Origin of the sequence: Bifidobacterium dentium JCM 1195 = DSM 20436, assembly GCF_001042595.1 — a bacterium.
GTDB lineage: Bacteria > Actinomycetota > Actinomycetes > Actinomycetales > Bifidobacteriaceae > Bifidobacterium > Bifidobacterium dentium.
Window position 1 is genome coordinate 2,454,135 of the sequence record NZ_AP012326.1, and the last position, 19,041, is coordinate 2,473,175.

At 58.3% G+C, this 19,041-nt stretch carries 12 protein-coding genes; 1 reads left to right on the forward strand and 11 read right to left on the reverse strand.

Translation table 11 applies throughout. The features are described from left to right. Positions 1-27 precede the first annotated feature (27 nt). From BBDE_RS10230 to BBDE_RS10270, 9 genes are all read right to left on the reverse strand, one after another. On the reverse strand, positions 28-1,119 hold the full coding sequence (locus BBDE_RS10230; RefSeq protein ID WP_003838288.1) for a glycoside hydrolase family 5 protein: 1,092 nt from the start codon (positions 1,117-1,119) through the stop codon (positions 28-30). 96 nt (positions 1,120-1,215) lie between these two features. Next, positions 1,216-3,660: a cellulase family glycosylhydrolase gene (locus BBDE_RS10235; RefSeq protein WP_012902576.1), complete on the reverse strand. Its 2,445-nt coding sequence runs from the start codon at positions 3,658-3,660 to the stop codon at positions 1,216-1,218. A 257-nt stretch (positions 3,661-3,917) separates the two neighbouring features. Next, entirely contained in the window at positions 3,918-5,948 is a 2,031-nt protein-coding gene (yicI, locus tag BBDE_RS10240) for an alpha-xylosidase (RefSeq protein ID WP_003838285.1), read from the reverse strand. A gap of 112 nt (positions 5,949-6,060) precedes the next feature. Continuing rightward, complete coding sequence (locus BBDE_RS10245) at positions 6,061-8,190, reverse strand: beta-glucosidase family protein (RefSeq protein ID WP_003838283.1); 2,130 nt, start codon at positions 8,188-8,190, stop codon at positions 6,061-6,063. A gap of 68 nt (positions 8,191-8,258) precedes the next feature. After that, positions 8,259-9,752: an alpha-L-fucosidase gene (locus BBDE_RS10250; RefSeq protein ID WP_003838282.1), complete on the reverse strand. Its 1,494-nt coding sequence runs from the start codon at positions 9,750-9,752 to the stop codon at positions 8,259-8,261. Continuing rightward, positions 9,745-10,419, reverse strand: a complete 675-nt coding sequence (locus BBDE_RS10255; protein WP_003843733.1) for an SGNH/GDSL hydrolase family protein — start codon at positions 10,417-10,419, stop codon at positions 9,745-9,747. Before BBDE_RS10255 ends, BBDE_RS10250 begins: the two co-directional genes overlap by 8 nt. 170 nt (positions 10,420-10,589) lie before the next feature. Continuing rightward, positions 10,590-12,377 carry a type 2 periplasmic-binding domain-containing protein gene (locus tag BBDE_RS10260; RefSeq protein WP_012902578.1) on the reverse strand — a complete coding sequence of 596 codons (1,788 nt, stop codon included), beginning with the start codon at positions 12,375-12,377 and terminating at the stop codon, positions 10,590-10,592. A gap of 123 nt (positions 12,378-12,500) precedes the next feature. Beyond that, positions 12,501-13,433 (reverse strand): carbohydrate ABC transporter permease, encoded by a 933-nt coding sequence (locus BBDE_RS10265; protein ID WP_003838278.1) that lies wholly within the window; start codon positions 13,431-13,433, stop codon positions 12,501-12,503. 24 nt (positions 13,434-13,457) lie between these two features. After that, positions 13,458-14,495, reverse strand: coding sequence for an ABC transporter permease (locus BBDE_RS10270; protein ID WP_003838277.1), 1,038 nt, complete (start codon positions 14,493-14,495; stop codon positions 13,458-13,460). 200 nt (positions 14,496-14,695) lie between these two features. Here BBDE_RS10270 and BBDE_RS10275 point away from each other — a divergent pair, with 200 nt between their 5' ends. Continuing rightward, positions 14,696-15,358 carry a YesL family protein gene (locus tag BBDE_RS10275; protein WP_003838275.1) on the forward strand — a complete coding sequence of 221 codons (663 nt, stop codon included), beginning with the start codon at positions 14,696-14,698 and terminating at the stop codon, positions 15,356-15,358. A 309-nt stretch (positions 15,359-15,667) separates the two neighbouring features. Here the strand turns inward: BBDE_RS10275 and yicI (BBDE_RS10280) are convergent, their stop codons facing one another. Together yicI (BBDE_RS10280) and BBDE_RS10285 are read right to left on the reverse strand one after the other, a co-directional pair. Then, the gene (yicI, locus tag BBDE_RS10280; protein WP_003838274.1) at positions 15,668-18,085 is read right to left on the reverse strand and encodes an alpha-xylosidase; all 2,418 of its coding nucleotides are present in this window, start codon (positions 18,083-18,085) and stop codon (positions 15,668-15,670) included. Positions 18,086-18,178: 93 nt separating this feature from the next. Further along, positions 18,179-19,039 (reverse strand): carbohydrate ABC transporter permease, encoded by an 861-nt coding sequence (locus BBDE_RS10285; protein WP_003838273.1) that lies wholly within the window; start codon positions 19,037-19,039, stop codon positions 18,179-18,181. Between the last annotated feature and the right edge of the window lie 2 nt (positions 19,040-19,041).

Sequence of the window (19,041 nt, forward strand, 5' to 3'; positions counted from 1 at the left end):
AGGGAACTTTCTTCGTTATGGGTTGTGTTATTGTGCCACCGACATGGTGCGCGCCTCTTGGTAGATGGCTTCGACCTCGGGATCAAAGAAACGGCCGGTTTCGCGGTTGAGGAAGCACATTTCCTTGGTGGAGGTGTCCCATAGGATCGGGCAGGAGCCATTGGTCAGCGCGCAGCGGATGACGGTACGCAGCCACTTGATGTTGCTGTCGTGATCCTTATGGTCGACGGGTTCGGTCAGAAGACCGTACTCGCCGATGATCACGGGAATGCCGTTGTCGATGAAACGTGCCTTCTGTTTGGCGAAGTCGGCTTCGACCGCGGCCACTTCCTCGTCGCTGCCCCACACGTCGACCGGCGTACACCAGTCGCTGTCATGTTCGGCGAGCACGAATTCGGCGGGCGAGTAGTAGTGGATCGACACGATCAGGTGATCGTCGACCGTGTCTTCCGGCAGTCGGAAACGTTCGTCGCAGGTCAGTGCGGTGTCGGTGTTGTAACCGGGGATCAGGAGGAATCGGTCGGCATTGTTGCCGCCGGAGGCGCGCACGATATCGACGAACAGTTGATTCAGCCGGTTGAGCAGTTCGTAGGCGGTGTCCTGATGGGCAGCGTGCGGGAAGCAGATCTCATTGCCGCCTTCGAAAATCAGATGATGATCGTAATCACGGAATCGTTCCGCAATCTGATGCCATAGTGCGGAGAAGCGCGAGCAGACACCCGGATAGTCCTCGCTGGCGGTACGGATCCATCCGAACGGGCCGTTGCCGCCGTCGTGATGCACGTCGACGATCACGTTCAATCCGGCCTCGTAACTCCAGTCGACGGCTTCCTGCACGGCAGCCATCCATACCGGATCGACGTTGCCGGTGTACGGGTCCTGCCAATCCTTCCACGTGACGGGAATGCGGATGGTGTCGAAACCCGCTTCCTTGACGAAGAAGGCGCAGTCGCGGGTGAACGGCTTGTTGAACCACAGTCGCTGCTGGTCTTCGGGCGTCCACACTCCCCCGGTAGTGATTGTCTTGTTGCGTTCGTCGTTCAGCGGAACCGGGTCGAAGGTGTTGCCCAGATTCCAGCCAAGTCCGAGGCCGCGCACAAACTCAAGTGCCGTGGTCATTCGTATTCCTCTCTGGTACTGCTGACGCTCTCGTCGGGTGCAAGACCTTGGTGGGTCTTCCACCCGACGAGAGTCATATGGATTCGGTTATGTTGCCTACTTCAACGCCACCGTTTCGCCGGCAATATTGAAGTTGACGTCGAGCGTTTGGCCGTCTTGGAACGTGATCGTGAAGGTCACGTCGCCGTCGGTCACTGAACCGTCGTCGAAGAAGGCCGGCAGCACGGTCAGCGTACCGCTTGCACGGTCGGCGGAATCGTAGTGCACGCTAAACGATCCGCTGTTCTGCAGGTACTGCCACCAGCCGGAGTTCGGTCCGACGCGATTACCGTTTTCGGTCGCGGTGATGTTTTTCAGCTCGACACCGTTGAAGGCCATCGGAATCGTCAGACCTTCACTCTTGGTGCCGGTCACGGTTCCGGTGGCGTTCACGGCCGGAGTACCGGAATGCACTACGTACTCGTGCCAGTCGGCACCTGCGGAGAACCTCAGCGTCAGGTCGGCGATGATGCCGTAACCACCCTTGGCCTCGTACATCTTGGCTAGATAGCCCTGCTTGAGCGTGATTGTGGCGCTGGCTTCATCGTAGGTGTAGTCGGAGCCTTCAGTCAGTCCCTCGATGCCCTTGAATTCGTTGCCGTTCAAGGTCAGCGGCAACTTGACGTCGCCGGTCGGATCCTCTTCGAGATACAAGGTGTCCAGTCCGGTTGCATAGGAAGAACGGCCGTTGATGCTCGCTTCGAGCATCTTGCCGGCAAGGGGCTTCTTCCACTGGTAGCTGGTGCGGTCGATGCCCGAACCGTTATCCCAGAACATATAGGAGAAGCCGTTCTCGTTGGCCATTGTGCCCATGTACTCGTAGTATTTGAGCTCCTCGCCCGCCTGTAGCGCGCCGTCGGAGGAAGAATCATAGGCCAGCAGACCGTATTCGCCGATTACCAGACCGATGCCGTTCTCGGTGAAGTACTGATTCATGCGGTCGGCGAAGGAATCGATGACGTTGCGCGGGGTGCGCTCGTCGCCGTAGATGGATTCGTCGAAACCGGTGCGACCGAGATTGGCGCTGTACACCCATTCGCTGTAGTAGTGCACGGTGGCGATGACGTTCGCATCGTTCTTGAGATCCTTGTGGATGAAGTCGACCGTCGCCTGCAGTTTGGCGGTGTCGTCATGTGCGGTGCCGAGTGTCGGAATTACGATCATGCGTTGCTCGTTGCCTGCGGTGGCGCGGATGATGTCGTATGCCGCCTTGCTGACGGCATTGAGCTTGGCCTGCGCGTCGCCATCCGCGAACTGCGGTTCGTTGATGGTCTCGAAGCATACGGACAGTGGTTCATCGGCGAAATAGGAGGCGACCTGTTTCCAATAGTCGCTGAACTCCTGGTATTCGGCGGCGGAGGTGTCGCCGTTCCAGTTCTTCAGCCAGATCCAGGAATCGTGATGGATGTTGATCATCACGTACAGGCCTTCATCCACGGCCCAATCCACGACTTCCTTGTATCGCCTCAGCCAATCCGCGTTGATGACGTAACGGTATTCGCCGTCCTTCGCATCCTTGTTTTCGCTGGAACGATGGTAGACGGTCATCGGAACTCGAATACTCGTGTAGCCTTTCTCCTTGACGGAATGGATGAGCTCGCGGGTCACCTTCGGATTGCCCCAGGCCTCTTCACCCTTGTCTTCGGCACTCAGATCGGTGTTGACGCCATCGAAGGAATTGCCCAGATTCCAGCCGGCGCCCATGGCCTTGGCATATTCGGTGGAAGACAACGTGGCAACTTGCTCGTAGGTAATGGTCACGTCGGAGGCAAGCTGATATTCCTTACCGTTCACGGCAATCGCCGAGGTGACGCCTTGGACTGTGGCGGTGTGCTGCGCAGCGGATGCCTGCCGTTGCGGAACAGCGTACATGCAGCCTGCAATCATGGCGACGGTTCCCAGCACGGCAATCGTACGGCGTACGGCAAGACGGCCGTTCTCCCACTTGCAGGAGATGCCGACACCTGCAAGACCCACCGCAATCAGTGCGATCGCATACACCGCGGAGCCTGTGCTGCCAAGGATTCCGGCACTTTTCTTAACGGCCTTGTTGTCGGTTGTTTTGCGCTGCGTATCCGTCGATACGGTTGCGGCGGTGTTGTCTGTGATCTGCTCCTTGGTTTTGCCGGAAGTGGACCCCTCCTTGATGTGGATGGTCAGAGCCTTACCGTCCTGCTGCGCGACCGCGGATGCGCCGGATTGCAGTCCGCTCACCTGCCATGCGTAGCTGGCTGCGGCGCCATCCGCGAGAATCTCTTGCGGCACGGTGGTGACACCGGTTGCCTTGACGATGGTTTCACTACCGTTGTTGGTGATGGTCAGCCGGTATTCGCCGGCGGCAACCCGTTCGGCGTTGATGGTCACCGCGGCATGCTGCTCGGCGGCCAAAGCGGGTGTCGTCATGCCAGCCATCATGAGAAGCACGGCGAACATTGCCGTGACCACGGTCAGCAGCGCACCCATGCGCCGCTGGCGGCCGTTCCTTCCCATGACTTGCGGCACAACTTCGTGCCTCGTATGCAACAACACTATTTTTCCCTTTCTGATAGGCACCGGCCAGCCACCGCCCTACAAACACCGGAGCACAGGCCTCTTCGACAGCTGGTTGGTACACTTTCATCGACACTGTTGTGTCAACGTGGGTTGGATGGCGAGGAGTTCGTAGGCCACGCATCTAACACAATGCATCAAGAGCGTGCGGACACACCTTTTGTCCGCACGCTCTTGTCATTCATTTACGGCATGCACGGCGTATGCGATCACACGTGCAACGGATCGGTGCCCGGACGTGCCAACACCGGCAGGGTATGGTAGTCGTACTGCTCGGTGTACCACTTGCCCGGCTCGTATGCGGTGTCGGTGATGATGTTGGTCCACGCCTGGCCGGTGCCGTCGTCCGGCACGTAGAAGCGGGCCACGCCATCCTCGCGGAACACTGGGGCGACCAGCAGGTCGTCGCCCAGCATGTACTGGGTGTCGATATCCTCGCAGGTCGGGTCATCCGGGAATTCGAGCACCATGGCACGCATCATCGGAACGCCGGTCTCGTGCGTCTCCTGAGCCATCTTGAGCAGATACGGCTTGAGCTGCAGCTTGAGCTCGGTGAACTCGCGGGCCACATCGACGGCCTCGTCACCGTACAGCCACGGCACCTTGTAGGCGGTGGAGCCGTGGTAACGGGAGTGGGAGCTGAGCAGGCCGAACTGCGTCCAACGCTTGTACAGGTCCGGGCTCGCCTGGTCCTCGAAACCGGCGATATCGTGGCTCCAGTAGCCGAAGCCGGACATGCCGAAGCTCAGGCCGGCACGCAGGGATTCCGCCATGGACGGGTAGTTGGAGGAGCAGTCGCCGCCCCAGTGCACCGGGAACTGCTGGCCGCCCACGGTTGCGGAGCGGGCGAACAGAATGGCCTCATCGGCGCCCTTGGTCTCGACGAGCACATCGTAGACGGCCTTGTTGTACAGGTAGGTGTAGTAGTTATGCATCAGCTCCGGATCGGAACCGTCATAATACTTGACGCCTTCGGTCGGGATGCGCTCACCGAAATCGGTCTTGAAGCAGTCGACGCCCATGGCCACGAGCTTCTTCAGGTAGCCCTGATACCACTTGGTGGCCTCCGGGTTGGTGAAGTCGACGATGGCCATGCCGGCCTGCCACCTGTCCCACTGCCACACGGAGCCGTCTTCGTTCTTGATGAAGTAGCCGTTCTTGGCGCCTTCCTCGAACAGCGGGGACTTCTGGCCGATGTAGGAGTTGATCCACACGCAGATCTTCAGGCCGCGATCATGCAGCTTCTTGAGCAGACCTTCCGGATCCGGGAACTTGGACTTGTCCCAGTCGAAGTTGCACCATTCGAGTTCCTTCATCCAACGGCAGTCGAAGTGGAACACGGACAGCGGGATGTTGCGCTCGGCCATGCCGTCGACGAACTCAAGCACGGTCTTCTCATCGTAGTCGGTGGTGAAGGAGGTGGACAGCCACAGGCCGTAGCTCCAGTCCGGAACCAGCGGGGCCTTGCCGGTCAGGTCGGTGTAGGTGTTGAGAATCGCCTTGAGATTCTCACCGCCGACGACGGAGTAGCTCATTTCCTCGCCCGGCACGGAGAACTGCACGCGGGAGACCTTTTCGGAGCCGACTTCGAAGCTGACCTTGCCCGGATTGTCGACGAACAGGCCGTACTTCCTGTTGGACAGGTAGAACGGGATGTTCTTGTAGGCCTGCTCGGTGCCGGTGCCGCCGTCCTCGTTCCAGATGTCGACGGTCTGGCCGTTCTTGATGAAGTTGGTGAAGCGTTCGCCAAGGCCGTAGATCTTCTCGCCCACACCGAGGTCGAGCTGTTCGGAGACGTGCAACTGGCCTTCCGGGTCGGTGACGAGGCCCTTGGCACGCCAGCCGGAATGCGCGATGACCTTGCCGTCGTACAGGTACTTGAAGTCGATGGTCTCGCCCTTGGCGATCTCGAGTGTCAGACGGCCGGAGGTGAAGGTCCACTTGTCGTCGGTTTCGTCGATTTCGACATCCGGATCGGTTTCGTTCAAGCCGAACTTCGGGCAGTTGCTGCGATCCTTCTTGAAGTTGATCAGCTTGGTGGTGATCACGTCTTCGCGAGGCGACGTCACCTCGATGGTCAGAATGCCGCCGTCGAGGGTCATGCCGGCGTTGTAGATCGGAGAACCGAACGGGCAGAACAGAGTGAGCTTCTTCGGCTCGATGTTGGCGGTGTAGATGTTTGCCGCATACTTGACGCTGAAGCCATCCTTGACGAGCCAGCCGCCGTTGAGGAACTTCATACATTGCTCCTTTGCATTAGTGGGATTCCGCTTTGGAGGATCGGTCCGCGACCCATCCTCCAAAGACGTTCGTTATTTCATTTTACTTTATTTATAAGTTTATAGATAAGCGTTATGCGACACGTCCGGAGAGACGGATATCTTCCACGGATTCTCCCACGAACACGCTTGCCTCCGGCGCCAGAGCGTAGGCTCCGGATTCGTTGGACCAGTAACGCAACGCCTTAGCGGCAGGCATCGCCACGGTGACTTCGCGGAACTCCCCTGCGTCCAGCTCGACCTTGGCGAATCCCTTGAGTTCCTTGGCCGGGCGGTCCTCGCCGGTGCCTTCAAGACCGAGATACACCTGAGCGACCGCCTTACCGGCGCAATCCCCAATGTTCTCGACGGTGAAGGTGACGCGGATCTCGTCATCCACCTGGCGTACGTCAAGATCGCGGAATGCAAAGTCGGTGTAGCTCAGGCCATGTCCGAACGGGAAGAGCACCGGAACCTGCCTGGTGTCGAAGTAACGGTAGCCCACATAGATGTCTTCCGCATAGTCGACGTGGCCTTCGAGTCCGAAGGTGCCGATCCTGTGCGCAGGTTCGTCGGCCAGCGCGATCGGGAAGGTCTCCGGCAGATGGCCGCTCGGATTTACGCGACCGAACAGCACCTCAGCCAGCGCGGCGCCGGATTCGCAACCCGCATACCAGTTCCACACGATGGCCTTGGCCTTGTCGGCCCACGGCATCTCGATCGGGGAGCCGGCCACGAAAGCGAGAATCGTATTCGGAGCGGCTTCGAGCAACGCTTCGATCAACTCGTCCTGACCGTACGGCAGATGCATGTCGGTGCGGTCGCGCCCTTCGAGATCATGCTCGTGGTCAAGACCGCCGATGAACAGCACCGAATCACCGGCAGCCGCGTATTCGCGCGCCTTGGCCACGGCCTCTTCGCGCAGTTCGCGTGCGTGCAGCTCGTCCTTGGCGTCGGAACCCTTGGAATTCTCGAGGCTTTCCTCCTGCCAGGATTCGTCCTGATTCACCTGCTTGGCGTCATAGCCGAGCACATACTCGATGTCGACGTTGCCGCCGAGTTCGCCGTTGAGCCCCAGCAGAGGCGAAATCTCATGCAGCGCCTTGATCACGGCCGAACCGCCGCCGTTGGAGTGAATGCGATCGGCGTTCGCGCCGATCACCAGCAGACGGGTCATACCGCGCTCGTCAAGCGGCAACAGGTTTTCGTCATTCTTCAACAGCACGATGGATTCGCGGGCGATCTCCAATGCCTTCGCGGCATGGTCGATGGTGGCGTAACGTCCCGGCTTGCGGGTCGCACGGGCGTCGCCCAGCATGTGCAACGCATCCATGACGGCGATCACGCGTTCGACTTTCACATCGACGTCGCTTTCCTTGACCTCGCCGTTCTCGACGGCTTTCTTCAGCGGATTCGCGAAATAGTAATCATCGAAGTTCGGCGTCACCGACATCTCAACGTCCATGCCGACCTCGGCACTGGCCTTGGTGTCACGCACCGCGCTCCAATCGGAGACGACGAAGCCGTCGAAACCGTATTCGTCACGCAGAATGTCGTCAAGCAGTTGCTTGTGTTCGCAGCATTTGGTGCCGTTGACGAGATTGTAGGCGCCCATGACGGAGAGCACGCCGCCATCGTGCACCGCCGCCTCGAAAGCCGGCAGGTAGATCTCGCGCAATGCCCGCTCGCTTACGGTCTCGTCAACGTCAAGCCGGTCGGTCTCCTGGCTGTTGACCGCGTAATGCTTCGCGCAAGCGGCCACGTCGGATTCCTGCACACCCTGAATGTAGGCCACGCCCTGCGTGGCGGTCAGTACCGGATCCTCGCTCATGTACTCGAAATTGCGACCGCACAGCGGGCTACGCTTGATATTGATGGACGGTCCGAGAATCACGTCCTTGCCGCGGCCGCGCGCTTCCTCGCCAAGTACCTCACCGGTCGCGCGGGCCAGATCGGGATTCCATGTGGAGGCGACGGCGGAACCGGACGGCAGGTAGGTCACATAGTCACGGGTGTTGTACAGCGGCGCCCAGTTGTCGTTATGCAGCTCTGCCCGCACGCCCATCGGGCCGTCGTCCATCTTGAGTGATGGGATGCCCAGTCGTTCGGCGCAGCCATTCCTGAACAGGCCGGCGGCGTGCACGATGGCGATCTTTTCGTCCAACGTGAGTTTGGCGGTCAGGTCCCTGGCCTTGGTCTTGTTGGCTTCGGTAATTACGGTCATGTCTTCTTCTTTCTTCGCTCCCGTCAGCGGGAGGTTGGCTGAAAGTGGTCGCTACGTTGTTCTTCTCGTCAACCGACGGTTATCTTGAATCCGATCGGCAGGCCTTGCTGATCGGGTTCCCTTGGCAGCGGTGAGATCTCCAGAGCCTCATCGCCGCGTTTGAAGCGCACCGGTCCCGCCCCCAGCTGTTCCACCGATTCGACGATGCCGTTGAATGGCGGTTTGACGCCGTCGTGATACGCGGCGAACGTCGACATTGCAAGTGTTTCACATGATGTTTCACAACTATCCGCAATGTCATTGGGATGCAGGCAGAATGCGTAGATTGCGCCGTTCTTCGTAGTGAATCGCCAATCCGCGGCGGTCCATTCGGTCGGCTTCTGATCGGCGAACATGCCGTCGGCCTGCTTCGTAGGCCCTTCCTGCGTGAGCCTCCATGGTCGGGTGCCGTAGATGCCCTCACCGTTCGTGCGCAACCAATCGCCGATGCCGAGCAACAGCTCACGATCATGGTCGGCGATCGAACCGTCCGCACGAGGACCTACGTTCAGCAGCAGATTACCGTTCTTCGATACCGCGTCGACCAACGCGACGATCAGCTCGGCAAGCGTCTTGTACTCCAGCGAGTTCGTGTAGCACCACGAATTACGGGCGATTGCGGTATCCGTCTGCCAGACGAACGGCGTGGCATCGGCAAAACCTCCGCGTTCCACGTCGACGATGCCCGCGCCCCAGGCGAGACCGTCGTACTTATAGCAGATCGAAACGTTCCGCCCCCACTCGACGCCACGATTGTAGTAGAAGGCGGCAAGCTTCCTCATGTAGGGTCTGAACGATTCGTGTTGCACCCACCAATCGAAATACAGCAGTTCCGGCCGGTAGTCGTCGATGATCTCGCAGACGCGCAGCAGCCAGTCCTCCAGATATTCGGCGGTCGGCGTGGGAGTGCTGTGAATGTCGAATTCGTTCGGTTCGGGCATGGCCGGCCAATAGAAATCGCCCTTCTGCAACGGCTCCTTGATATCGGAGTCGAAGTCCTTGCCATGGCCCATGAACCACCAGTGCTCGGCGCGATGGTTCGACGTGGCAAAATGCAGGCCGTGGGCATGCGTGGCGTCACGCAACTCCCCCAGCACGTCGCGATGCGGACCGGTTTCGAAGGTGTTCCAATGCGACAATTCGCTACGGTACATCTGATAGCCGTCATGATGCTCGGAGACCGGGAAGTAGTAGCGCGCACCTGCGGCGGCGAACAGGTCGAGCCACTCGTTCGCATCGAACCGTTCGGCGGTGAACATCGGAATGAAATCCCGATAGCCGAACTTGTTCTGTGAACCATAGGTGTTCACGTGGTGTTCGAATTCCGGGTAGCCCTCGATGTACATGTTGCGCGAATACCATTCGTTGCGGTATTCGGGAACGCTGTAGAGACCCCAGTGCGTGAAGATGCCGAATTTGGCATCGGTGAACCATGCCGGGGCCGGAGCCTGGCTCAACGACTCCCAGGTGTCGGCGTAGGGCCCGGAGGCGATGACCGCCTCGACGGTGCTCAGATCAATCATCGAACGTGGTCCTGTTCCAATCGAAGCCCACGGCCTGACACCATGCGCGGGCGATGATCATCGCACCACGCTCGTACGGATGCACACGATCCTGGCTGGCCAAGCATCCGTGCAACTGGGTGAGCCAATGGTCCACGGCCGCCTGCGTATCGACGAAAATCGCGCCATGACGTTCGGCCACACGCTTGGACGCGGCCGCGAATTCCTCAACCTTGGCGCGCATGGCATCCTGTGGGTTCGGCTCGAACATGAACGGACGCATGACGATGATCCCCTTAAGATTCGGTGCATCCTGTTTCACGCGTTCAATAAGCTCATCATAGATACGCTCGTAAGTTTCCACGGTGTTGAGGCGAGCCTGCCACAGCGGACCGTCGAAATAACGCCAGGCGTCATTCACGCCGATCATGATGGACACATAGTCCGGATTCATGTCGATGACGTCACTCTGCCAGCGTTCGGACATGTCGACGATATCGTTGCCGTTGATGCCTTCGTTGATGGTGCACAATGCCTTATCCGGATATACGGCCGTAAGAAGATTATGCAATGTGTTGACATACCCATGCCCATATCCCCAGCCTCCGGGGATAGCAGTACGGTCGCGGTCGGCGTCCGTGATGGAATCGCCTACGAAAACAATGCGTGAGTGCTTTTCGAAAATCAACTTTGATTCCTTTGGTGTCATACGGCGTTGTAACAGCGCTCGGTTCATATGAACGGTCGGATTGATGGGTTGGTATGTAAAGAAAGGCGGGGCGCCAGATACCGGTTCAGCACATCTGGCGCCCCGCCTCTTTCAGTTATTTAGATTACGTGGTGGGGACTAACGCCTCATCACTCGGAGGAGGAATCGGAGCTGGAGGACTTCTCCTTGTTCTGATACTCCTTCAGGATGTTCTTACGGGCCTTGTCCTGATCCTTGGCGTTCTTCATGTCGACCTTCAGCACGGAATCGATGTCCAGACCGTTGACGGTCTTGATCATCTCGCTGAAGATCTTCTCGCATTCGGACTCGGAGCTGGCGAAGGACGCCTTCCAAGAGGAGTTGACGATCTCGGTCTTGATGGAGCCACGCAACGTGGAGATCTGGGAGTTCTCCTCCGGCTGGACATAGCTGGAGCCAGCACCGACGAGCAGCATATCGTTGTTCTCCAGGTACTCCATGGTGGTGGAGGCACCCATATGCTCCTGCCAATCCTTGTTCAGCGGGTTCTGGTTGGCCTTCTCGATCTCGCTTGGCCACATGACCGGGTTGTAGGTGTAACCGGTATCCGGATCAATGTCGTTCACGGTCACGGTGGTGAAGTTCAGAGCGGAAATACCGTCGGAGTAGGAGCCGCCGCCCCACTCTTCCGGCACGTTCTTGGATTCGCCGGAAAGCACCGCGGAACCGAATTCGGTCAGAACCGGCTTGCCGTCCTTGATCTCCCAGTTCAGACCCTTCGGGCCAGCGGAGCCACCGGTCTGGTTGGAGGAAGCATAGACGCCTTCCGGAGAGTACAGCCAGTTGATGAACTTGACCAGGCGCTGCTTGTTCTTGGCCTTGGAGCCCAGAGCAATCATGGTCTTATCGCCACGAGGAGCGGCGCCGTATGAGAAGATCTTCATGTCCTTGAGCGGAGCCAGCATGAAGCCCTTGCCCTCAGCCTTGTTGGCGTTGGTGTTGTAGGCTGCCTGTCCAAGCCACGGCCAGAAGGAGAAGAGCACCTTGCCGTTCTTGTACTTGGAGTTCATGGTGTCGTAGTTCTGGGTAGTGGATTCAGGATCGACGATGCCGGCACGGTTGGCGGCATTGAAGAACTTGATCACGCGCTCGTAGATGCCACCTTCCTTGGTGATGGACTCGAAGTCGGAGCCGTCACCCTTGGCCAGCACGAAGCCGACTTCGTCAAAGCCGTAGAAGCAGGTCGGCTGCTTGGCGTTGTTCATCATGTTGCCGTCCCAGTCCTTGAACAGAGACATGGCATAGATGTCATCGGAGCCGGACTCTTCGCGAGCCTTGTCCTGCATCTGCTTGAGTACCGGGATGAGGTCCTCGAGAGTGTCGATCTCCGGATAACCGATTTCCTTGTACAGATCCCAACGCAGGTACGGGCCGAAGGTCGGTTCGAGGCCTTCGGACGGCTGGTCGGGAGTCAGGGTGTCGACCACGGATGCCGGAACGCCCCACACACCGGACTTCTGACCGATCTGTTCGTTGACGTAATCGGTGGCATCCTTGTACTTGTTGATGTACTTCATGCCCTTGAGGTACGGGGTCATGTCCTCGATCAGGCCGGACTTAACCAGCTTGGCGCCCTTACCGGTGTCATAGCCGTAGATCACGATGTCGCCCAGATTGCCCGCAGCCGCGCGGGTATCGAACAGGGTGCTGCCGCCGCCTGCGACGTTCGGAGCCACGATATTGAGCTTGATGTTGAACTTGTCCTTGATGATCTTGGCGAACCAGCCCTTCTGCTCGCCCTGATAGTTCGCCAGACCGTCAAAGACCTCAACGGTCATCAGGGAGTTATCATCCTTTTCGGCGGCCGTGGTGCTGCCGGACCCTCCGCAGGCGGAGAGCGACATCATTGCTGCAAGCGTCACTGCCGCAGCAATGGTTACCTTCTTTTTGAGGGACATTGCGTCCTTCCTTTCTCTATTTCCTTTTATTTTGCAGGGATGGGAATTGAGATTGCGGGGCCGGTCCGACCGGCAGATCTCGCCGGCCCACAATGGCTATAGGGAGTACCGAACCGTTACGAATCAGCCCTTGACAGCACCGAGCATCATGCCCTTGACGAAGAAGCGCTGGAAGAACGGATAGACGAACAGAATCGGGAGCACCACGATTACGGAAACCGTCATACGGATCGAGGTAGGCGTCTGCTGCGTTGCGAGAGCCGCTACGTTCATGGCACTACCTGCACTCGCTCGCACCGAAGCGGCCAGTGCATTTGCTTGGTTGATGTAGGTGTAAAGCACGTACTGCAGGGAGTAGAGCTTGGAATCCGTCATGTAGATCAGGGTGTCCTGGAAGGAGTTCCACTGGCCGACGGCGGAGAAGATGCCGACGGTCGCCAGAATCGGGGCCATCATCGGCAACACGATCTTCCAGAAGATCGTCAGCGTGCCGGCACCGTCCATTTCCGCCGCTTCCTGCAGGGAGGCGGGGATGGACTCGACGAAGGTCTTCACCAGGATGATGTTGAACGGCTGCACGATGGCCGGCAGGATGTAGACCCAGAAGTTGTTGGTCAGATGCAGGTTCTTCATGGTGATGAACATCGGGATCAGGCCTGCGTTGAAGTACATGGTGATCACGATGAAGCGGTACCAGAACTTGCGGTGCCACATCTTCTCTTGGGTGAACATGAAGCCGAGGAACGCGCTGGCGATCACGGTGAGCACGGTGCCGATGACGGTACGAGCCACGGAGATGAAGGCCGAGGTGGTCAGGCCGCTCAGTGCGAAGACCTGCTTGTAGTTCTCCCAATGGATGCCCTGCGGCCACCAGTTGACCTGACCTGCCGCGGAGGCGTTGTTGCTGGAAATCGAGTTGATGATCAGGTAGTAGAACGGGTAGACGCAGATGAATGCGAACACGAGGAAGAACAGGATGTTGAAGACATTGTAGACTTCCTCACCCTTGGTGCGCCTCATAGCCGGTGCGATACCCTGCTTGATTTTCTTTGCCATGATTGCTTCCTTACTCTTTCCTCATCAGACGATCGATACGCCACGGGTACGCTTGGACAGCCAGTTCACAACAATCAGCAGGCCTACGCTGACCAGCGACTTCAGCATGGAGATTGCGGTTGCATACGACAGGGAGTTGTTGCCCATACCGACGTTGTACACGTACAGGTCAAGGACCTGGATGTGCTTGGTGTTGAAGGCGTTCTGGAACACGAAGTACTGATCCATGCCGTTGTTCAGGAAGTTGGAGATCGACAGCATCAACAGCACGAAGTAGGTCGGCAGCAACTGCGGGATCGTGACGTGGACGATCTGCTGGAAGCGGTTCGCACCATCCACCTGGGCGGCTTCATACAGTTCCGGGTCAATGCCTGCGATGCCGGCGAGGTACATGATGGAGCCCCAACCAAGGCCCTTCCACAGGCCCCACAGCAACATCTTCAGCCAAGTGTGCGAATCGGAATCAAGGAACTTAATCGGCTCGCTGATGATGTGCAAGTTCTGCAGCATCTCGTTGAGCATGCCGGTGGTGGAGAACATGGCGAAGGCCACTGCGTAGACCAGAACCCAGGAGATGAAGTTCGGCAGCGTGGTCAGCGTCTGGATAAGGTTCCTGAACCACTTGGCGCGAATCTCGTTCAATGCGATGGCGAAGAACAACGGGAAGAACGAGGTGAGGATGTTCAGGCCGGACATGGCGAAGGTGTTGATGAGCACCTGGCCGATGGTCTGAAGCTGCGCCGGGTTCTGCACCATCATCTTGAACCATTGCAGACCGACGAATTCGCTCTGGGACAGCGGAATCGGCGGCTGATAATCATAGAATGCGTAAACCCAGCCGAACAGCGGGAGGTAGCTGAACAGCACGGACAGAATCAAAAATGGCGAAATCAACAGGAACAACTTAAATCCATGGCGCTTCCTGTCGCTTTGCTGTTGGCTCAGCTTCTCGGCCTTGCGCACGGCTCGCCGTGTTTTTTTATCGGAAAGCGTCATAGCACCTGAACCACTGCCATCAGCAGATGTCACCACACTCTCCATTCCCTCTTGCGACTGCATCATTCCTCCTTTGGTTCGGCGATGCATCCGATGGCTCCTTCAGGAACGCAACACTTCCTTGATGCCGTCCCATCTGGTAACCTTCTTATTTATTGCTTAATAAATAAGCTGTTAGGAGCTATAGTATATTCGTCTTACTAACTTGTCAATTCAGCGCGTTCAACGGCGAGTATGCTTGGAATATCAACGAAAACGGAGGTCCAATGCACTACAATCCCAATAGCCCCGTATGGCAGTTCGTCTCGCTCTGCCTGCGGTATTTCATCCTCAACCTGTTCTTCCTGATCTCCATCATCCCGATCGTAACCATCGGACCGGCCCGAGCCGCACTGTACAGCACCGTGTTTGCCTTCAGCGACAATGACGACATCAACCTCGGCCGCGAATACATCCGACGCTTCAAACGCGAATTCAAGCGCGGCATCGGCTCTTCCATCATCTTCGTGGTGCTGATTGCCGCCATCGTGTTCGCCATCGTGTTCTGGAACGCGCTCGACACCAACGCCGCCTACATAACGCTTCCGATCCTCATCATCTTCGGCGTGCTCACGTTCCTGACCTTCGAATACTACTATCCGCTTCAGGCTCGCTATGAGAACACCTTCCGGCAGACGCTGCGCAACTCCTTCATGATGCCTTGGGCCTGTTTCGGATACACGCTCGGCATCCTCGCCATCGACGTGGCCGCGGGCGCGATCTTCGCATTCACGCCGTATCTGCGATTCCTATTCATCCTGCTCGGCTTCGCATGGCTGGCCTATGCTAAGTCACTGCTCTATCTGCGGGCGTTCCAGCGTGTCAGCGGCGACCCGAACACGCCGCGAGAAAAGCCTGATTACTCGTTGCCCAGCGCCTCCATCCAATAACCCGTATCTGCGCACCCCCCGAACGCACGGAACGCGACCGCCTGCCCTCTTCACGATTGTGTAAGGCCCTCATTAGCGAGAACCGCACCGCTGCTCAACAACCAGGACCTCAAACACGCGTGTTAGAGGTCCTGATTTGCGAAGAACCCTGCGGTACTCGCAGATCAGGGCCCCAAACACCCGGATTAAAGTCCGCAAGCTGCGAGTACACCCCGTCTACTCAACACAAAACGCCACTGAGCACAACCCAGTGGCGTTTCGATCCTCGCCCCATCCGGTTCGGAAACGACGGTTCCGAACCGGGCAGTCCTACGACAGCATCACCCTGCCTTCCGAAGCGGCCACGACCTCCCCGAATCCCAGACGTGCGGTGAACGCTCGGCCGTCCGAGCTGGAAACCTCCACGCCATTGGCCGTCTTTCGAGCCGAGAACGCCACGGAGGAACCGTCCACCTCGGTCACCACGGCCTCGGCAGCATCGGTGCCATCGAGGAACACGGAGACCAGCGCATCCTTGCCATATTCGTAATCCGGAGTCTTGGCCCCCGGCTTGGTAACCAGCACGCTGCCCTCGCGCACCCACAACGGAATGGTGTCGAAGCCATGCCGCTCATTGCGCCACACACCATGCTCGGAAGCCACCTTCTCGCCGGTGAACCAGTTGGTCCACACGCCAGCAGGCAGGTAATACTCCACATCACCGGAGTAGGTGAACACCGGAGCCACCAACAGGTTCGGGCCGAACATGTATTGGCGGTCGAGCGTACGACAGGTCGGATCGTCCGGAAACTCCACGAACATGGAGCGCATGACCGGAGTGCCGTTCAGATGCGGCTGCAGGCCGGTCTGGAACAGATACGGCATGAGCGAAAGCTTGAGCTTGGTGAACGTGCGGGCCACATCGACGGCGGTCTGTCCGGGCGCATTCACCACACCGTTCTTCTCATCCTCCTCGTCGAACAACCACGGCACACGATACACGGTTGATCCGTGCATGCGTGAGTGCGATCCCAGCAGGCCGAACGCCACCCAGCGCTTGTAGACCGCCGGATCCGGACGGGCTCCTTCGAAACCGCCGATGTCATGGCTCCAGAAGCCAAATCCGGAACTGGTGATCGACAGACCCGCACGCAAGGTCTGCGCCATGCCATTGAACGTCGATTCGCAGTCGCCGCCCCAATGCACCGGCTGCTGCTGGCCGCCGACGGTCGCGGAGCGGGCGAACAGGCACGCCTTACCCTTGCCGTACGTCTCCTCAATGGCTTCGAATACCGCCTGGTTGTACAGCTGGGTGTACCAGTTGTGCATGGACAACTTCGGAGAGCCGTCGTACCAGACCACATCGCGCGGGATTCGCTCGCCGAAATCGGTCTTGATGGCGTCCACACCTTGACGCAGCAACGCCTTGACCTTGCCTTTGAACCAATCACGGGCCTCGGGATTGGTGAAGTCCACCAGACCCATGCCGGCCTGCCAGAAGTCGGTCTGCCACACCTCGCCGTTGGCTTTCTTGACCAGATAGCCCTTATCCTTACCTTCCTTGAACATGGAGCCGCGCTGACCGATATACGGGTTGATCCACGCGCAGATATGCAGGCCCTTATCCTCATGCAACCGCTTGAGCGTGGATTCGATGTCACCGAAGAAACGCTTGTCCCATTCGAAGTCGGTCCAATGGAATTCGCGCATCCAGTAGCAGTCATAGTGGAAGGCGCTCAGCGGAATGTCTCGCTCGGCCATGCCATCGATGAAGGAGTTGATGGTCTTCTCGTCGTACTTGGTGGTGAACGAGGTGGTCAACCACAGGCCATAGCTCCATGCGGGAACATTGGCGGGGCGTCCGACCAGTGCGGTGTAACGGTCGAGAATCTGCTTCGGCGTCGGACCGTAGATCACACAGAAGTCGATGGTCTCCCCCGGTACCGAGAACTGTACGGCCTCGGTATTTTCGGAGCCGACTTCGAACGACACATGCCCGCGATTATTCACCAGCACACCGTATCCGTTGGAGGTCATGTAGAACGGAATGTCCTTGTACCCCTGTTCGGAGGCGGTGCCGCCGTCTTCGTTCCAGATGTCGATGGTCTGGCCGTTCTTCACATATGTACCGAACCGTTCGCCAAAGCCATAGACGTTCTCTCCCACTCCAAGACGGAGCTGAATCGCCGTGAACACGTCGGATTCATCGTATGCGGAGCCGTCCATGGTCACACCGAATTCACCGACCGGCTGGGCGGTCACGTTGGACAGGCCGTTCAGTGCGAAACGTCCCAAGGACTTGCCCGACGACTGGGTGAGCTCCTTGCCGTCCCTGCCGAGAAAGGTCAGATTCCAGGGGGAGCCTTTGACCACTTTTGCCGTCAATCCACCCGACGTGAGCGAAATGCTCGCGCCATCCTGGCCCACTTCGCCGTCACCGTCGCCTTCGGCCGCCGTTCGTACATAATCCCGATCGCCTGCATCGTCAGCGTTCAAAGGGAATCCCGGATAATCGGTCGCTCCCTGCCAGTGACCGGCGACCACACGAATCACACCTTCCGCCGGGGCAGTGACATCGATGTTGAATGTGGGAAGATTCAACGTATCGTAACGTCCGTGGACTACGGAAGTCGGAGCCAACACATTCAGACTTTCCTTGTCTTCGCCGACGTTCAGCTCATATGCCTCTCGCGCGTACAGTGCGTTGACGCCGTCTCGAATCATCCAGTATCCATTGGTGAACTTCATTGTCGCTACTCCTGATATAGGTTCCCGGCTCCGAACAAGGAAATGAGGAAGGATTCGGAGCCGGGATTGATTTGCTGAAATTACGATTTTCCGCTACTTGACGGCCCCTGCGGTGATGCCGCGGGACAGCGTGCGCTGGAAGATCAGGTAGAAGATGAGCGTCGGCACGATGCTGATGAGCGATGCGGCGGCGGTCGTCGTCACGTCCATCAGACGGTCGCCGGTCAGCGAGCTGACGGCAATCGGGATGGTCTGCGTCGAATTGTCGATCAGGAACGCCATCGGAATCATGTACTCGTTCCATGTCCAGATGAAGAAGAAGACAAGCATGACGCTGAGCGTCGGCTTGGAAATCGGGAACACGATCTTGCGGAAGATGGTCCAGCGGCTGGCACCGTCGATGGTCGCCGCCTCAAGAATCGACTTGGGGAACGTACCGTAGACCGATGACAGCAGGTATGTGCCGAACGCGCTCTGGATGACGGTGAAGATGATTACAATCGCCCATGGCGAGTTGTACAGGCCGATTTTCTTGAACATGATGTACAGCGGGTACAGCATGGCTTCCTGCGGCAGCATGTTGGCAAGCATGATGAGCAGCACGATCCAGCGGCGGCCCTTGACTCGGCCGATACCGAGGGCGAAGGCGTTGAACATCGACAGCACCACGGCAAGCACGGCGACCAGACCGGAGGTCCAGATGCTGTTCCACAGCTTCTCGGGATAGTTGACGCGATTCCAGAACTTCATCAGGCCATCGGCGCTGAATTCCTGCGGCCAGGACAGCGGACCGGACGAGTTGTAATCCGCGGTGGTCTTGAACGCATTGAGCAACAGCACGATGAACGGGAAGAGCATCACCAGGCCGCCTATGATGAGCAGGGCGAGAACCACCCAATCTCCAGCGGTGCGATTCTTCCTGACATGCACGGGAATGTTGGTTGCGGAAGTCATGA